Annotated in this window: 16 protein-coding genes and 1 pseudogene; 11 read left to right on the forward strand and 6 right to left on the reverse strand. The window is 61.3% G+C overall.

The genetic code is table 11. The features are described 5' to 3' along the window. Positions 1-45 precede the first annotated feature (45 nt). The 4 genes from KJQ96_RS23110 to KJQ96_RS23125 all read left to right on the forward strand — a co-directional run bounded on the left by KJQ96_RS23110 (position 46) and on the right by KJQ96_RS23125 (position 3,035). Entirely contained in the window at positions 46-1,656 is a 1,611-nt protein-coding gene (locus KJQ96_RS23110) for an acyl-CoA synthetase (protein ID WP_213288812.1), read from the forward strand. A gap of 19 nt (positions 1,657-1,675) precedes the next feature. Beyond that, complete coding sequence (locus KJQ96_RS23115) at positions 1,676-2,146, forward strand: MarR family winged helix-turn-helix transcriptional regulator (RefSeq protein ID WP_213288813.1); 471 nt, start codon at positions 1,676-1,678, stop codon at positions 2,144-2,146. An 80-nt stretch (positions 2,147-2,226) separates the two neighbouring features. After that, positions 2,227-2,595 carry a nuclear transport factor 2 family protein gene (locus KJQ96_RS23120; protein WP_213288814.1) on the forward strand — a complete coding sequence of 123 codons (369 nt, stop codon included), beginning with the start codon at positions 2,227-2,229 and terminating at the stop codon, positions 2,593-2,595. 2 nt (positions 2,596-2,597) lie between these two features. Beyond that, positions 2,598-3,035 carry a hypothetical protein gene (locus tag KJQ96_RS23125; RefSeq protein WP_213288815.1) on the forward strand — a complete coding sequence of 146 codons (438 nt, stop codon included), beginning with the start codon at positions 2,598-2,600 and terminating at the stop codon, positions 3,033-3,035. A gap of 423 nt (positions 3,036-3,458) precedes the next feature. Here the strand turns inward: KJQ96_RS23125 and KJQ96_RS23130 are convergent, their stop codons facing one another. Genes KJQ96_RS23130 through KJQ96_RS23140 form a run of 3 tightly spaced genes read right to left on the reverse strand, consistent with a single transcriptional unit; the run spans position 3,459 to position 4,742 of the window. Next, positions 3,459-3,971 (reverse strand): SRPBCC family protein, encoded by a 513-nt coding sequence (locus KJQ96_RS23130; RefSeq protein ID WP_213288816.1) that lies wholly within the window; start codon positions 3,969-3,971, stop codon positions 3,459-3,461. Next, entirely contained in the window at positions 3,968-4,435 is a 468-nt protein-coding gene (locus KJQ96_RS23135) for an SRPBCC family protein (RefSeq protein ID WP_057847376.1), read from the reverse strand. Before KJQ96_RS23135 ends, KJQ96_RS23130 begins: the two co-directional genes overlap by 4 nt. Continuing rightward, positions 4,428-4,742: a helix-turn-helix transcriptional regulator gene (locus KJQ96_RS23140; RefSeq protein WP_213288861.1), complete on the reverse strand. Its 315-nt coding sequence runs from the start codon at positions 4,740-4,742 to the stop codon at positions 4,428-4,430. Before KJQ96_RS23140 ends, KJQ96_RS23135 begins: the two co-directional genes overlap by 8 nt. Before the next feature lie 120 nt (positions 4,743-4,862). Between KJQ96_RS23140 and KJQ96_RS23145 the strand changes: the two genes are divergently transcribed. The 3 genes from KJQ96_RS23145 (at position 4,863) to KJQ96_RS23155 (ending at position 7,609) form a co-directional block, all read left to right on the forward strand. Then, complete coding sequence (locus KJQ96_RS23145; RefSeq protein ID WP_249734401.1) at positions 4,863-6,308, forward strand: LVIVD repeat-containing protein; 1,446 nt, start codon at positions 4,863-4,865, stop codon at positions 6,306-6,308. 11 nt (positions 6,309-6,319) lie between these two features. Then, a complete protein-coding gene (locus tag KJQ96_RS23150; protein WP_213288817.1) occupies positions 6,320-6,898 on the forward strand; it encodes a hypothetical protein in 579 nt (192 codons plus the stop codon). 93 nt (positions 6,899-6,991) lie between these two features. After that, positions 6,992-7,609 (forward strand): LysE family translocator, encoded by a 618-nt coding sequence (locus KJQ96_RS23155; protein ID WP_213288818.1) that lies wholly within the window; start codon positions 6,992-6,994, stop codon positions 7,607-7,609. Positions 7,610-7,635: 26 nt separating this feature from the next. Here KJQ96_RS23155 and KJQ96_RS23160 read toward each other — a convergent pair whose 3' ends face one another. Next, positions 7,636-8,433, reverse strand: coding sequence for an N-formylglutamate amidohydrolase (locus KJQ96_RS23160; protein WP_213288819.1), 798 nt, complete (start codon positions 8,431-8,433; stop codon positions 7,636-7,638). 151 nt (positions 8,434-8,584) lie between these two features. Between KJQ96_RS23160 and KJQ96_RS23165 the strand changes: the two genes are divergently transcribed. Then, a complete protein-coding gene (locus KJQ96_RS23165; RefSeq protein ID WP_213288820.1) occupies positions 8,585-8,983 on the forward strand; it encodes a gamma-glutamylcyclotransferase in 399 nt (132 codons plus the stop codon). Positions 8,984-9,156: 173 nt separating this feature from the next. Here KJQ96_RS23165 and KJQ96_RS23170 read toward each other — a convergent pair whose 3' ends face one another. After that, the gene (locus KJQ96_RS23170; protein ID WP_213288821.1) at positions 9,157-9,723 is read right to left on the reverse strand and encodes a chlorite dismutase family protein; all 567 of its coding nucleotides are present in this window, start codon (positions 9,721-9,723) and stop codon (positions 9,157-9,159) included. A gap of 188 nt (positions 9,724-9,911) precedes the next feature. Between KJQ96_RS23170 and dnaG the strand changes: the two genes are divergently transcribed. From dnaG to rpoD, 3 genes and pseudogenes are all read left to right on the forward strand, one after another. Continuing rightward, positions 9,912-11,867 (forward strand): DNA primase, encoded by a 1,956-nt coding sequence (gene dnaG, locus KJQ96_RS23175; protein WP_213288822.1) that lies wholly within the window; start codon positions 9,912-9,914, stop codon positions 11,865-11,867. 78 nt (positions 11,868-11,945) lie between these two features. Beyond that, positions 11,946-12,626, forward strand: a pseudogene (locus KJQ96_RS23180) (DNA primase); the annotation flags it as partial. 337 nt (positions 12,627-12,963) lie between these two features. Next, positions 12,964-15,075: an RNA polymerase sigma factor RpoD gene (gene rpoD / locus KJQ96_RS23185; protein ID WP_213288823.1), complete on the forward strand. Its 2,112-nt coding sequence runs from the start codon at positions 12,964-12,966 to the stop codon at positions 15,073-15,075. A gap of 250 nt (positions 15,076-15,325) precedes the next feature. Here the strand turns inward: rpoD and KJQ96_RS23190 are convergent, their stop codons facing one another. Further along, a complete protein-coding gene (locus KJQ96_RS23190) occupies positions 15,326-15,562 on the reverse strand; it encodes a hypothetical protein (RefSeq protein ID WP_028350223.1) in 237 nt (78 codons plus the stop codon). Positions 15,563-15,673 lie beyond the last annotated feature (111 nt).

Consider the following 15,673-nt stretch of genomic DNA (forward strand, 5'->3'; position numbering starts at 1 on the left):
GGCCGGGACGAAGCCCGGCCATGACGAGAGGAAACGATCAAGGCCATGCTCACTGAAGCCTCAACCTACGACGAACTCTACCGCAACTTCCGCTGGGACATTCCCGCTCGCTTCAACATGGCAACCGCGTGCTGCGACCGGCATGCGGATGGCTCAAGCCGGCTGGCGCTGATCTATGTCGACGAGGGCGGCGCCACGACGCGCACGTCCTTCGACGAGGTCGCGGAGCAGTCGCGCCGTTTTGCCAACGTCCTGAAAGCCGACGGCCTGTCGCGCGGCGACCGCGTGGCGGTGTTCCTGTCGCAATCGCTTGAATTGCCGATCGCGCATTTTGCCGCGTTTCGCTCGGGCATGATCTCGATCCCACTGTTCGCGCTGTTCGGCGAGGACGCGCTGGAGTTCCGCCTGTCGAATTCCGAGGCCAAGGCTGTCGTTACCGACGAGGCCGGTTGGGAGAAATTAGCGAAAATCCGCGATCGTCTTCCTGAGCTAAGGAACGTTTACGTCATCGGCGACCGCGCACCTGCCGGCACGAAGCCGTTCTGGTCGTCGCTGAAGGCCGCGTCGCCGGAGTTCGCGACCGTCGACACCGCAGCCGACGATCCCGCCTTGATCATCTACACCTCCGGCACCACGGGCAATCCGAAGGGCGCGCTGCATGCGCATCGCGTGGTGCTCGGCCATCTGCCGAATGTCGAGATGTGCCACAACTTCTTGCCGCGACCCGGCGACCTGATGTGGACACCGGCCGACTGGGCCTGGATCGGCGGGCTGATCAACGGCCTGCTGGCGTTCTGGTATCACGGCATTCCCCTGGTCGGCCATCGCGCGCGCAAATTCGAGCCGCAGGCGGCGATGGCGATGATGGCCGACTTGGGTATCCGCAACACGTTCCTGCCGCCGACCGCGCTGAAACTGATGCGGCAGGCCGGCGTGAAAAATTCCGGCGTCAAACTGCGCAGCATTTTTACCGGCGGTGAATCGCTCGGCGGCGAATTGCTCGGCTGGGTGCGCGAAACCTTCGGCATCGACGCGCATGAAGTGTTCGGCCAGACCGAATGCAACCTGGTGATCGGCAGCAATTCGAACCTGTTTCCGATCCGCCCCGGTTCGATGGGCAAGGCGACACCCGGCTTCGACGTCCGCATCGTCAACGATCGCGGCGAGGAATTGCCGAGGGGTGAGCGCGGCATCATCGGCGTGCGCCAGCCGTGCCCCTGCACAATGATCGAATATTGGAAGAATCCGGAAGCGACCGCGAAGAAATATGCCGGCGAATTTTTGCTGACCGGAGATCTCGGCGTGCAGGATGAGGACGGCTATTTCTGGTACGTCAGCCGCGAGGACGACGTGATTACCACGGCCGGCTATCGCGTCGGCCCATCGGAAATCGAGCACACGCTGATGAAGCACCCGGCGGTGGCGATGTCGGCGGTGGTCGGCATTCCCGATCCGATCCGCACCGAATCCATCAAGGCCTGGATCGTGCTGCGCCCGGGCTTTGCCGCGAGCGACGCGCTGGCGCGCGAAATCCAAGAGTTCGTCAAGGTGCAGCTCGCCGCCCACGAATACCCGCGCTTCGTGCAGTTCGCCGACACGCTGCCGATGACCGCAACGGGAAAGGTGCTGCGGCGCGAGTTACGGGCGCTGGGATGATTTCGGCTTCGAGGGACGAATGAAGAAAGCTGCCAAGCGCGCTGCGGGCCTGCATCGCGCCTCGCTCACGAAGCTCCACGATTTGGACGCTGCGCTCGAGCTCATGTATTACGGCTGGCGCGGCATGACGGTCACGGCCGACCAGTATCTCGCGACGCTCGGCCTGTCGCGTCCGCATCATCGCATTCTCTACGTTGTGGCACGACAGCCCGACATCTCGATCGGCTCGCTGATCGAGATTCTCGGCATATCCAAGCAAGCCGTGAACCGGCCGCTCAACCTGTTGCTGCAGCGCAAACTGCTGACATCGAAGCGGTCGCCCGAACAGCATCGCTCCAAATTGCTGCGGTTGACGGAAGCAGGAAAACAAATTGAGCAACGGGCGTCGGGCTACGAGCGCAAGGTCCTGCGCGAAGCGTTTGATCGCGTCGGCCCGCCTGGCGCTGCCGCGTGGATGGCCGTCATGGGTGTTATCGCCGACAATAACTGATCCGCTCTCACGTCAATACAGTTGACGTTAGAATTGCCCTGTGCCATCTTCCCGGCAATACGCCGAGGGAGGGCGCGAGCATGAGCGGACAGGTAATGGACCGGGCGGCCGTGGCACGCTTCGTCGAGGCGTGGTGTGCGAACTGGTGCAAAGTCGATATCGACGCTGTCGTATCGCACTTTGCCGAGGACGCAGAGATGCGCAGCCCCTTGGCGCTCAAACTGACGGAGTCGCCGGTGGTCGCGGGCGCCGAGAACATCCGCGCCTACTGGCAGAAGGCTTACGGCGGCATCAAGAGCGCCGATCTGAAAATTTTGAACTGGAGCTGGGACGATACGATCGCGCGCCTGACGGTCTGGTGGCAACTTGGCGACACGCGCGCCAGCGAGTTCATGGATTTCGACGGTACCGGTCGTGTGGTGCGTAGCGAGGCCTTCTACGGAAAGTAGCCATGCGCTTCTCGGACGTTATCCTACTGGCCAATGCGCTCTGGTTTGGTGCGGCCTTTATCCAATTCAGCATCGCCCAGGACAACACGCTGAAGATACTGGTGCCCCGGGAGGAGCGTGGCAATCCAATCGCCCCGACCTTGTCGGCCAGCGTGGCATTTCTGGGCGCGATCAATCTGCCGATCGGCCTTCTGTCGTTCTATCTACTGCTGTTGCGGCCGCCCTTCTTTCAGGCACATGACGCGCAGCTGGCGTTGTTCCTGTTCTTTGCCGCGTGTCACTTCAGCCAGTTCGCCTACAACCTTCCGGTCCTGGTGCGCGGCGGACGCGTCGGGGTGGCATATTGGCCGGTGTTGAAAGGCCCGATGCTTAGAATTTTTGTCATTGATGCGTTGCTGTGCGTGACCAATGCGGTCGTGGCGATCGTGTTGGCGTCGTGACGGCGAGCTGACGGCGATGAGCGGCTGGGAGAAGGTCAAAAAGATCCGCGACCGCCTTCCGGCGCTGCAGAATATCTACGTGATCGGCGAACGTGCGCCGGAAGGGACGAAATCATTCTAGCCGGCGCTCAAGGCCGCAGCGCCGCGCGCGCGAAATCCAGGAGTCTGTGAAAGTGTAGCTCGCCGCCCACGAATACCCGCGCTTCGTGCAGTTCGCCGACACGCTGCCGACGACCGCAACGGGAAAGGTGCTGCGGCGCGAGTTACGGGCGCTGGGGTAGTTTCGTCGTCCCTGCGAACGCAGGGACCCATAACCACCGGCGGCAATAATTTGCACGCCAGTAGTTCCAACTTTTCCGACAACAACGGCCGCGGAGTATGGGTCCCTGCGTGCGCAGGGCCGACGAAAAGCTGACGACGAGCCTACGGCGTCCCGATCCCCAATTCCTTCAGCGCGGCCAGCATCCGCTCCGGCGGCTGCATCTTTATCGTCAGCGCAGCGCCGGTCTCCAGCAGGCTCTTCAGGCTCGACAGGATCGCGGGCCAGCCTGTACGTCCGCCGGACAGGATGTCGTCGCTGATCTCCCGGTCATGCGATTGCAGCATCGTCAGTTTGACTACATCGCCGGCCTGCTCGATCTCGTAGGTGACGAGCGTCGGCCCGAGCTTTTCGAGCAGCGCCGGCCAGTTGACGTTGAAGGTGACGGTGAGCTTCCTCAGCGGTTCGCACTCGATAACCTCGCCCGAGATATGCAGCGCGCCGTCCGGCGTGCGCATGATGAAGGCGCCGCCGACCCTGGGATCGACCTCGACCGCCTGGCCGGAGAAATATTGCCTGGAAAATTCCGCTTGCGTCAGCGCCTCCCACACTTTCTCCGGCGTCGAGGCGATGTAGATGGTGTAGACAATGGCAGGCTTGAAGTTCTTGACGTTCATGACACACCTTCGATGCCGAGAGCGGAAACCGGAATTTCGAGCGCAGTGCCGGATTCCAACAGGCTCTTGAGGCTGGACATAATGGCCGGCCATCCCTTGGAGATGCCGTCCAACAGCTTGCTGCCCTCTGCAAAACCTTCATGCGTGAGCGTGAGCTTCACGAATCTGCCGTGCTGCTCGATGGTGAAGACCACCTTCGTAGCCTTCTCGTTGCGATACGCCTCGTTGGTCACGTGCTTGAAAGTGTAGGAGAGCCGCCGCGGCCGATCGACCTCGAGAATCTCCCCGGTATCGGTCGTGGTGCCGTTCATGACCAGCGCCAGCGACGAACCAACCTTCCAGTCGGATTTCAGCTCGGTGCCGAACCAGTAGCGTTTGGAGAACTCGCTGGACGTCAGTGCCTCCCACAATTTCTCCGGCGTGGTCTCGATATAGATGACGTAGACGAATTCCGGCTTACTCATCACGCTTCTCCAACCGTCGTTTCAACTCAGAGAGCGCGGTGAGTTTCCCGCGCTCGAATTTCTTGATCCAGCGTTCGCCGATCTGATGGATCGGAACCGGATTGAGGTAGTGCAGTTTCTCGCGGCCATGCTTGTGCGTCGTGACGAGGTTGGCCGCCTCGAGGATCCCAAGGTGCTTGGTCACGGCCTGCCGCGTCATGTCGAGGCCGTCGCAAAGTTCGTTCAGCGTCTGTCCGTTTTTGGCGTGAAGCCTGTCCAGCAAAGAGCGCCGTGACGCGTCGGCGAGCGCTTTGAAGACTTCATCCATCAGCAAGACAATACGCAACCAAATGGTTGCATGTCAACGGTGTGTTTTGGGTGCAACCTCGAGACTGTGTTATCGTGCCTTGAGCCAACGCAGATTGGTTTTGAACGGTCGGGGTGGAACATGAGTGGTCGCCTCAAACTCGCAGCCTCTTTCGGGCTCTGTTTCCTTGCATCGTCAGGCATCGCTTTCGCGCAGCAACAAGTGATCGGCGCGCCGCCTGAAGCGCTCAACATGAAGCTGGTTGGAACCAGCGACCTGCAGGCGCGCAGCGCCTACCAGCCCACCATCCATCATCAGGGGGAGCGCTGGATCGCCTATATCGGCCATCACGGCGGCAGCGACGAGATTCCCGCGCCGCTCAATCCGCAGACCGGCAAGACTGAGCCGAACGGCACGTCGATCGTCGACGTCACCGATCCCTCACAGCCGAAATATCTGCGCCACCTTCCGGGTCAGGAAGGCAAATATGAAGGCGGCGGCGCGCAGATGGTGCGAATTTGCGACGGCAAGGCGCTGCCGAAGGGCGATCGCAACGCGGTCTATATGCTGCGCACCTTCGGCGGCGAGGCGCATGAAATCTGGAACGTAGCCGATCCCACTAGTCCCGTGTTGATCACACGGGTTGCGGGATTAAAGGACACGCACAAGAGCTGGTGGGAATGCGACACCGGCATTGCCTTCCTGGTGTCGGGCGCGCCGGACTGGCGCACGCGCCGCATGACGCAGGTCTATGATCTCTCCGATCCCGCGCACCCGCAGAAAATCCGCGATTTCGGTCTGCCCGGCCAGGAGCCGGGCTCGACCGGTGCAGTGCCGACCGAACTGCACGGGCCGATCTCGACGGGACCTTCCGGCAACCGGGTCTATTTCGGCTACGGCACCAACAAGGGCGGGATTTTGCAGATCGTCGATCGCGAGAAACTGCTCAACGGGCCCAAAGAGCTAACCCCGGACAATCTGCGCTCGCCGGAAATTGCGCGGCTGACCATGTCGCCGTTCAACGGCGCGCATACGACGTTTCCGATGCCGGGCATGCAAATTGCGGAATTCGCGCGCGACAAGGATGGCAAGACCCGCGACATCGTGATGATTGTCGATGAGGCGATTTTGAACGAATGCAACGAGCCGCGGCAGATGGTGTGGTTCGCTGACGTCACGGTCGAGAAGGCGCCGATGATGATTTCGAGCTACACTGTGCCGGAGGCGAGCGGAACATTCTGTGAGCGGGGCGGGCGGTTCGGCGCGCATTCTTCCAACGAGAGCATGGCACAGGTCTTCTACAAGAAGATGGCCTTCATCGCCTTCTTCAATGCCGGCGTTCGCGCGCTCGACATTCGGGATCCCTATCATCCCAGGGAGGTCGGCTATTTCATCCCGTCGATCACGGCCGCGACCGACAAGCGCTGCGTCAAGATCGACGGCAAGGATCGCTGCAAGGTCGCGATCCAGACCAACAATGTCGAAACCGACGAACGCGGCTACATCTACATCGTCGACCGCGCCAATACCGGCCTGCACATCCTGGAACTGACCGGCCCGGCGCGCGCCGTCGCCGGCCTGCCGTGAGGGCGCTGGCGATGCGCCGATGGCCGGTCATCGTTGTTGCGGCCGCGGCGCTCGGTGCGTTGTCGGGCGCCGCGGCCTACCAGAACATCGCGCCGCGCCAAGGCGAGCAGAAAGACGAACAGCAAGGCGAACAGAAAGGCTCGTGGCAGGAAATCGCCTGGTCGTTTCCGCGCGACGGCTGGCCCGCGGGACGGGCCTTTCATTGCCGCGGCGCGTCGTGTGGCGGTGGCATCGAGGTATACGTTCGGCCGAAACTCGGCTTCTGCAACTGCGATCGCGGAGTCGCCGACGATGACGAAGTCGACCGCGTCGCGGATGTTGATTTGATCAGCCAATATTTCGTGCCGCTCGCGCCGGGCGAGGTCGTGCAGATCGCCGATATGGCCGGACGGACCAGGGCCTATGATCTCAAACCATCCGATGGTTCGCGGCGCGTTGTCATCGGCATTGCCGTCTCGCGCCGCTGCGACCTCCTCGTCGCCGTCGCGCACGGTAAGGGTGACGCGTGGGAAACGCGGCGCGCGGCGCTGGCGTTGCTGGTGACCCGCGAAATGACGCGCTGGATGATGGCCGCGATGGAGGGGCGATAACGGTTAAGACGGGGAGAGGAGTTGGAGAGCGCGGCTTCCATCTTTCGCGCCCGCATGCATAATGACGTAACCGCTCACCCACCGAGTTCCCCCATGTCCCTTCAGGTCTATCTCGCCTTTGTTGCCGCCTGCATTGCGCTCGCGCTGTTGCCCGGTCCCGTCGTCACGCTGCTGATCGCGAACGGCCTGCGGCACGGCACGCGCGCGGCGCTGATCAATTGCGCCGGTGCGCAAACCGGCCTTGCCATCGTGATCGGCATTGTCGCGGTCGGGCTGACGTCGCTGATGGCGACAATGGGCTACTGGTTCGACTGGGTGCGCTTTGCCGGCGCCGCCTATCTGATATGGCTCGGCATCAAGCTGATCTGGCAGCCTGCGGAAGGCGTCAACGCCGACGAGCCGCCACCGCCGCCGCGCGGCGGATTTTTCCTGCAGGGACTGCTGGTGTTGCTCTCCAATCCGAAGGTGCTGGTGTTCTTCGGCGCGTTCATTCCGCAGTTCATGGACATGGAGAAGGACCACTTCCCGCAAGTGGCGGTGCTCGGCGTCACCTTCATGGTGATCGCGGCATCGACCGACGCGATCTATGCGCTGCTGGCCGGCCGCGCGCGAATGTTCTTCTCCAAGCAGCGGACGCGGCTGGTCTCGCGCGTCTCCGGCGGCTTCATGATCGGCGGCGGCATCTGGCTGGCACTGACTCGGGCGCGGTAAGGGCTTCGTCGGGCCAATCAGCGCAATTAAGCTAACTGCTGCGCCCGCAGCGTCACTTCAACCTCCCCAAGTATCCGCGCCAGCCGCTCCGCCCAGGCTTTCTCGCCGCCGGGATCCGAGATCAGATCCTGACGAATTTCGATCCCTGTATTCATCAGCCCGCGCGCCTCGCCATGCACGGGGATCGTGTAGTCGGTCTCGTCGCTGACCGCATAAGGCTCGTTGTCGCCGACCACGAGATCGCCCTCGGCGCGCAACGCTTGCAGCAAGCGCGGCGGCAGATGCTTGTCGCGGTGGTAGAGTGTGCCGATGTGCCAGGGCCGTGCAATCCCGGCATAGACGGGCGTGAAACTGTGCAGCGACACCAGCACCGTCGGCATCGCAGCGTTGCCGCGCTGGTCGATGATCTCGTCGATGCGCCGGTGGTAGGGATCGAAGATCTGCGCCCGCCGTATTGCGGCCGCCTCGCGCGAAATGCCTTCATTGCCGGGAATCGTGGTCGCCTCGCTGATGCGCGGGATCGAGCTTGCGACGTGCGGCGGGCGGTTGCAGTCGATGACGAGCCGTGAGTAGCGCTGCACGATCAGATGGGCATCGAGATGTTTTGAAAGCTCTTCCGCGACGCCGGCAATGCCGATGTCCCAGGCGATATGGCGTGTCAGTTCGCTCTCGGGCAGGCCAAGGTCGCCGAGCACGCGCGGAATGAGCCTTCCATAGTGATCGCACGTGAGCAGAAAGGGCGAGCGGCCGGCGGCGTTAAATTCGTGGACTGGAGGAACATCCTCGGCGCTGAGGAGCAGGGCGGTGCCGGCGGCGTCGTTCAACGTATCTTCCTTGAGCGTTGCTGGTCGAGGAGACGTATCCGAATCGATAATGGCTTAACGATGCCGCTCCGGATGCTTCCCCACAAGACGGTTTTGGCGATAGACCGCCGAGCGGATTGCATCGCTTCGCGCGCAATGACATAGAAATTCCATGATTTCAGATCGACTGTTCGTCTACGGCACGCTGATGCGCGGCTTCGACCATCCGATGGCGCAGCTATTGTCGCGCAGTGCGGATTTTTTGGGCACGGCGACCTGCCGCGGCCGGCTCTATCTCATCAAGCATTATCCGGGGCTGGTGCTGTCGGATGACGCCAACGACGTCGTGTTCGGTGAACTCTATCGTTTGCGCGATCGCGACGCGTTGCTGGCCGAGTTTGACATGTATGAGGCCTGCGGCGCCGGGTTTCCGGAACCGACCGAATACATCCGCCGCGTGCTGCCGCTGTCGCTGGAAGACGGCACCGCCGGCGAGGCATGGACCTATGTCTACAACTGGCCGGTCGCCGGCTTGCCGCGCATCGCCTCGGGGAAATTTCTGGAGCAGTGACATCCGTGTCCCGGACGCGGTGCAGCGTGTAACGCTGCGCCGCAGAGCCGGGACCCACGCTTCCGTTATGCCGCAACCGTGGGCCCCGGCTTAGCAGCGCATCATCATAGCGCGATGAAGACGCGCGTGAACGCGCTTTCGGTGCTGCGCAGCATCCGGGGCACGAGAATCAATCACCCCGCATCCAGCCGCTCGCACTCCAGCCGGATATCCACCTCGCGCTCGACATAGTGCCATTCCTCGGTCGCGCGCAGCGTGCGGACCAACTCCTCGAACGCGTCGGCGTCCGCGGGCGCGTATTCGAACCAGGTCAGGAAGTCGAAGGGCTCGCCGAGGTCGCGGCTGTGATAGAGCTGGCGGGCGATCGCCGGCAGGTATTTCAGGCTGTCGGCGATGTGGTGGGATCTATCCTCAAAGATCTGCCGCCGCTCCTCCTGCGTCAGCTCCCACCACGCCGCCGATTTCTTGATCGGGATCAGCGCCGCATTGGTCGCCTCAGGTCGGCCGATCTCGGCCCGCACGGCATCAAGCTGCGTCTTCTCGGCGCGCTCGGTATAACGCAGATGGCTGGCGAAGCCGGCGAGCCGCCACGAGGTGGGCGAGGGCAGGATCGGTAGCGTGATCGACAGCGAATGCACGACCGACAGCGAAGGCGTCGGCGAAAGCGACGCGCCCTTGACCGGCGCAAACCGCGTCACCCGCCAGGCACCGCTCCTGCCACCCCGGAAGATCGTGAACATGCGGACCACTATTAGCCGCTTGTTCAGGATACACTAGGATATCTTGTGGCTGTGATTTGCGGGAAGAACGGGGAGTATTGACGGAACAGACGGAGAACACTAAGATTGATTACGCCGCGATTCGCGAGGATCGCCATGCGCATGATAACGCCTCTTCCTCGTGAATTTGTCTGAGTGAGAGATAGCACATGCGCTTCCCGCCTAGCTTTCTAGACGAGTTGAAGGCGCGTCTGCAGGTTTCAGACGTGGTAGGCCGGCGCGTCAAGCTAAAGAAGGCGGGGCGCGAATGGAAAGGCCTGTCGCCTTTCCAGCAAGAGAAGTCGCCGTCGTTCACCGTAAACGACCAGAAACAATTTTATCACGACTTTTCGACCGGCAAGCACGGCAACATCTTTGACTTCGTGATGGAGACGGAAGGTGTCTCCTTTCCCGAGGCAGTGGAGCGGCTTGCCTCTTTGGCGGGACTTCCGCTACCGCGAACTTCAAAGGAAGAAGAGCAGAGGGAGGTACGGCAAAAGACCCTCTACGACGTAATGGAATTGGCGACGAAGTACTTCGAGCAGAACCTTGCTTCAAGCATAGGCGCACACGCCCGCGGCTATCTATCCGATCGTGGTATTGTCACGTCGACAGTTCTTGAATTCCGGCTTGGCTACGCGCCCGCAAATCGGTTTGGATTAAAAGAATACTTAGGATCAAAGGGCGTGTCGGTTGCCGACATGATTGAAACCGGCTTGCTGATAGCCGGAGAAGACATACCTGTTCCCTATGATCGCTTTCGCGATCGTGTGATCATTCCGATCCACGATCAACGAGGTCGAGTCATTGGCTTCGGAGGCCGAGCGCTTAAGAGCGACATTCAACCGAAATATTTGAACTCTCCTGAAACTACAATTTTTCACAAGGGCTCTGTCGTCTTTAATTTTCATCGCGCTCGCGAGCCGGCTCACAAAGCAGGTTCTGTGGTTGCTGTCGAAGGCTACATGGATGCCATTGCCATCTATCAGGCTGGCATTCGGGGCGTTGTTGCAACGATGGGAACCGCGTTTACGGAAGGGCAGATCACGTCGCTGTGGAAACTGTCTTCCGAGCCAGTGATTTGTTTCGACGCCGACCGAGCCGGTATCGCTGCCGCTCATAGGTCGATTGACCGGATTCTGCCGTTGTTGGCGGTTGGGAAGTCATTTCGATTTGCATTTATGGTAGGCGAAAAGGATCCAGATGACCTGATCCGCGAGAGGGGTATCGAAGCGTTCAAAGATGTGCTCATCGGCTCATTGCCGATGTGGGATGTTTTGTGGGCACGCGAAACAGATGGGATCAACGTTAAGAGTCCCGATGCTCAAGCTTCGCTCGAGAAGAAGCTGGTCGCGCTTATTCACACAATAAGAGATTCATCGGTTCAAACCGCGTACGTTCGCACTTGCCGTTTGCAACTCGCGGAGTTGTTTTGGCAAGCCGTGAGGGGGAGCAAGGCTAAGTCGAAGGTTGGGAGGGGCGGCAAAGATAAGAACGAGCCGAACCAATTCGTATCCCAAGAAGTCAAGAGCGGGTTGGACGACCGAGAACACAACTTGCAAAAAGTCTTGCTCGGGATGCTTGTACACTACCCAGAGCTCTTAGACGAAAAGCAAGACACGATTCTCAGGCTAAAATTTGTAGAGGAGTTAGATCGGTTCTGCACGGCGCTGTACAAATTGCTCGTCATACAGAAGGAGTTGTCCGTTCAACAGATTTATAGCCATCTCGAAGATGGTTTCTATAAGGTGCTGGACGAGATACACGGCAAGAAGCTGGATGGTCGGCCGTGGGGGTACAATCTTTTCGCTCGCTTTCCACTTCTCGCCCTGAAACCTCCTCAGGATTTCGTTTCGCGATGCATGGACCATCTTGCGCGCAGAATTCACCTCAATGAATTGGATCATGACATCCAGCGGGCCAAAATTTCGGCTGGAGATGACGACTCCGCGTTTGACCTCTTGCTAAGTCTTGTTCGGGAGCGTCAAAACGAACATGCAGACATCGAGGTCGAAGGGGCGGCGCTAGCGGAAGAAGCGGCCGAAATTCGACGCCTGACAGGCCCGAATCCAACGAAATCTCCGGATGCTGAAATGCAGCCTGCTAAACAACTTATTTTTGCGTAGCCGGGCTTGCAGACAAATTCCGCGAACTAGCACAAGATCGCGGTCGGCCGAAAAGGGACAATTCTGCGGTGAGGCCCCGAATCACCCCGCGCGTTTGCCCCGCGCGGGGCGGGCCCGGCCGGCCGATTCGCCCCCCGCGGCCGCCCGCCGGGGATCGCTTCGGGAACCGCCGCCGGCCCCTACCAGGCGGCGAGCCCCCAGCTTGCGACCAGCCCGATCATGCGTGGCCAGCGCAGCGCGATGTCCCGCCGCGAGGCCCTGATCCTGCAATCCCTGATTAACCACCCTTGGCTGCTGCACGATCATCTGGAGGAGGTGGCCGCCCTGGAACTGGCGCGTCCCGAGGCCAACAAGCTCCGCGCCGGCATTATCGCCGCCTTCGCCAACGACCATCACCATTCCCCCGGCGTCGAGGAGCAGGCCGAAAAAATGCGTGCCGATCTCGAGGCTCGCGGATTAGGCGAGGTTCTTCAACGGGTTGAGCGGGCGATCACGACGGTGGCGGTGTGGGCCGCGAGGCCCGGCGCAGCGCGCGAGGACGTTTTGGCCACTTGGCAGCAACTCGTTGTCTTGCATCAGAAAACGCACGCCCTACTTAGGGAGAAGAAAGATGCCGAACTGGCATTGGCCGAGGAGACCAGCGAGGCCAATCTGGCGTGGCTGAAGGATGTCGGCGCCCGGCTGGACTCCCTCGACGGCACCGAGGCCCTGATTGAGGGTTTTGGCGAGCTTTCGGGCCGGTTCCGCAAAAGCGTTTGACGATTGAAAAATGATGCGGACGGCCTTGGCCGAGCCCGCGAAAAGACTCGCCAAATCCATGATTTGGCGGCAAAAACAGGGTTAAGCAAAGCTTAAGGGCGTTTGGGCTACGAAAGACAGAACCGGTGATGCGGAAGGCAGGGGTGGCGACGGTCTGCGCCGCCCTTTGCGCGTCGTAACCATGGTGCGGAAAAGCGGGTGCCGCTTTCGACCGATCATGCGAAGGCGAATGAACAGAGCAAGGTGACGATCGAACGACGTCATCTCGAACGAATTGAGTTGAAGAGCGCGGGCGGCGACGCACGCCCGCATGAAGCGCGTTTCGGGAGCTTGATGAATGGCCACCAAGGCAAAGACGCTGCAGGTTAAGGACAAGGAAAAAGACGACAAGGCAGCGGACGCCCCTGAGAAGGATAGCCCCGATGCGCCGTCGCCGTTGCTCGACCTGACGGATGCCGCGGTCAAGAAGATGATCAAGCAGGCCAAGAAGCGCGGCTTCGTGACCTTCGATCAACTCAACGAAGTCTTGCCCTCCGACACCACCTCGCCGGAGCAGATCGAGGATATCATGTCGATGCTCTCGGACATGGGCATCAACGTCTCCGAGGCCGAAGAGGCCGATGAAGAGGCCGAGAAGGAAGAAGCCGACGACGACACCGACAACGAGCTTGTCGAGGTCACGGCCAAGGCTGTCACCGAGGTCAAGAAGTCCGAGCCCGGCGAGCGCACCGACGATCCCGTCCGCATGTATCTGCGCGAGATGGGCACGGTGGAATTGCTGTCGCGCGAAGGCGAAATCGCGATCGCAAAGCGCATCGAGGCCGGCCGCGAGGCGATGATTGCGGGTCTCTGCGAAAGCCCCTTGACCTTCCAGGCCATCATCATCTGGCGCGATGAGCTCAACGAAGGAAAGATCTTCCTTCGCGACATCATCGATCTCGAAGCCACTTACGCTGGCCCCGACGCCAAGAACAACATGAACCCGGCGATGATCGCCGCCCCCGCAGGCGACGGCCAGGCCGCCAACGGCGAGGCCGCGCCCGCGCATGTCGCGCCGCCGGCAGCGCCCCCCGCGCCGACCCCGTTCCGTACAGCCCCTGCGGGCGATGTGGAGACCGAGGAGAAGGATCCTGCGGAAGCCGCCGCCGAAGGCGACATGGACGACGACGAGTTCGAAAACCAGATGTCGCTCGCCGCGATCGAGGCCGAGCTGAAGCCGAAGGTGGTCGAGACCTTCGACAAGATCGCCTCCGAATACAAGAAGCTGCGCCGCCTGCAGGAGCAGGACATCGCCAACCAGCTTCAAAGCGAGTCGCTCTCGCCCTCGCAGGAGCGCAAGTACAAGAAGCTGAAGGACGAGATCATCGTCGAGGTGAAATCGCTGCGCCTGAATCAGGCCCGCATCGACAGCCTCGTCGAGCAGCTCTACGACATCAACAAGAAGCTGGTCTCGTTCGAGGGCCGCTTGCTGCGCCTCGGCGACAGCCACGGCGTCGCGCGCGAAGATTTCCTGCGCAACTACCAGGGCTCGGAGCTCGATCCGCGCTGGCTCAATCGTGTGTCGAAATTATCGGCCAAGGGCTGGAAGAATTTCGTCCATCACGAGAAGGACCGCATCAAGGAGCTGCGCCACGAGATCCAGTCGCTGGCGGCGCTGACGGGTCTTGAGATCGGCGAATTCCGCAAGATCGTGCACGGCGTGCAGAAGGGCGAGCGCGAGGCGCGCCAGGCCAAGAAGGAAATGGTCGAGGCCAACCTGCGTCTCGTGATCTCGATCGCCAAGAAATACACCAACCGCGGCCTGCAGTTCCTCGACCTGATCCAGGAAGGCAACATCGGGTTGATGAAGGCGGTCGATAAATTCGAGTATCGCCGCGGCTACAAGTTCTCGACCTACGCCACGTGGTGGATCCGGCAGGCGATCACGCGCTCGATCGCCGACCAGGCCCGCACCATCCGCATCCCCGTGCACATGATCGAGACCATCAACAAGATCGTGCGCACCAGCCGCCAGATGCTCAACGAGATCGGCCGCGAGCCGACGCCGGAAGAGCTTGCCGAAAAGCTCGGCATGCCCCTGGAGAAGGTCCGCAAGGTTCTCAAGATCGCGAAAGAGCCGCTCTCGCTGGAGACGCCCGTTGGTGATGAAGAAGATTCACACCTCGGCGATTTCATCGAGGACAAGAACGCGATCCTGCCCATCGATGCGGCGATCCAGTCTAACCTTCGCGAAACCACCACGCGGGTCCTGGCCTCGCTCACCCCGCGCGAAGAACGCGTGCTCCGCATGCGCTTCGGCATCGGCATGAACACCGACCACACGCTGGAAGAAGTCGGCCAGCAGTTCTCGGTGACGAGAGAGCGTATTCGTCAGATCGAGGCGAAGGCGCTGCGCAAGCTGAAGCATCCGTCAAGGAGCCGGAAGCTGCGGTCGTTCCTCGACAACTAACTCGGGTCGTCATGCCCGGGCTCGACCCGGGCATCCATCGAAAAAGAACGGCGGGCGAGAGCCCGCCGTTTTTGCTTTGCTTGATTGGGATCGAATTACATCCACGACGGAGCTGCACTCCCTCTCCCGCTTGCGGTGGAGGGCGGGGTGGGGGTGCCGCCGCGAGTCGCATCTCTCGTGTGGAGAGAGCCCCCACCCGCCGCGCTCTTCGAGCGCGACGACCTCCCCCGCAAGCGGGAGAGGTGACCACCTACTTCTTCTTCGCCCCGACGCGGCTGATGCTCTTGATCTTGAGCTGCGGGCGGCCGGATTTCTCGGCGATCTCGCGGTCCTGCTCCATGATGTAGCCGCGCGCCGGCTCGTCGCCGTCGAGCCCGCCGAGCAATTCGGCGGGCACGCGCCGGTTGGAGCGCTGCGAGTCGTCTTCATAGACGACATTGAAAAAGGCGAACTCGCCTTTGGGATTGGTCCCGGGTTTCTTTGGCATGCGCGGCTTGTCCTCGATAGAGGCGCCGCTGTCAATCATCCTCGCTGCGCGCCGGTCTGCCTTGCGAGACGGCGTGGACGCGATTTATCTATGACCGCTTTGCCGGCATAC

It is taken from the genome of Bradyrhizobium sp. sGM-13, assembly GCF_018398875.1.
Taxonomy (GTDB): Bacteria; Pseudomonadota; Alphaproteobacteria; order Rhizobiales; family Xanthobacteraceae; genus Bradyrhizobium.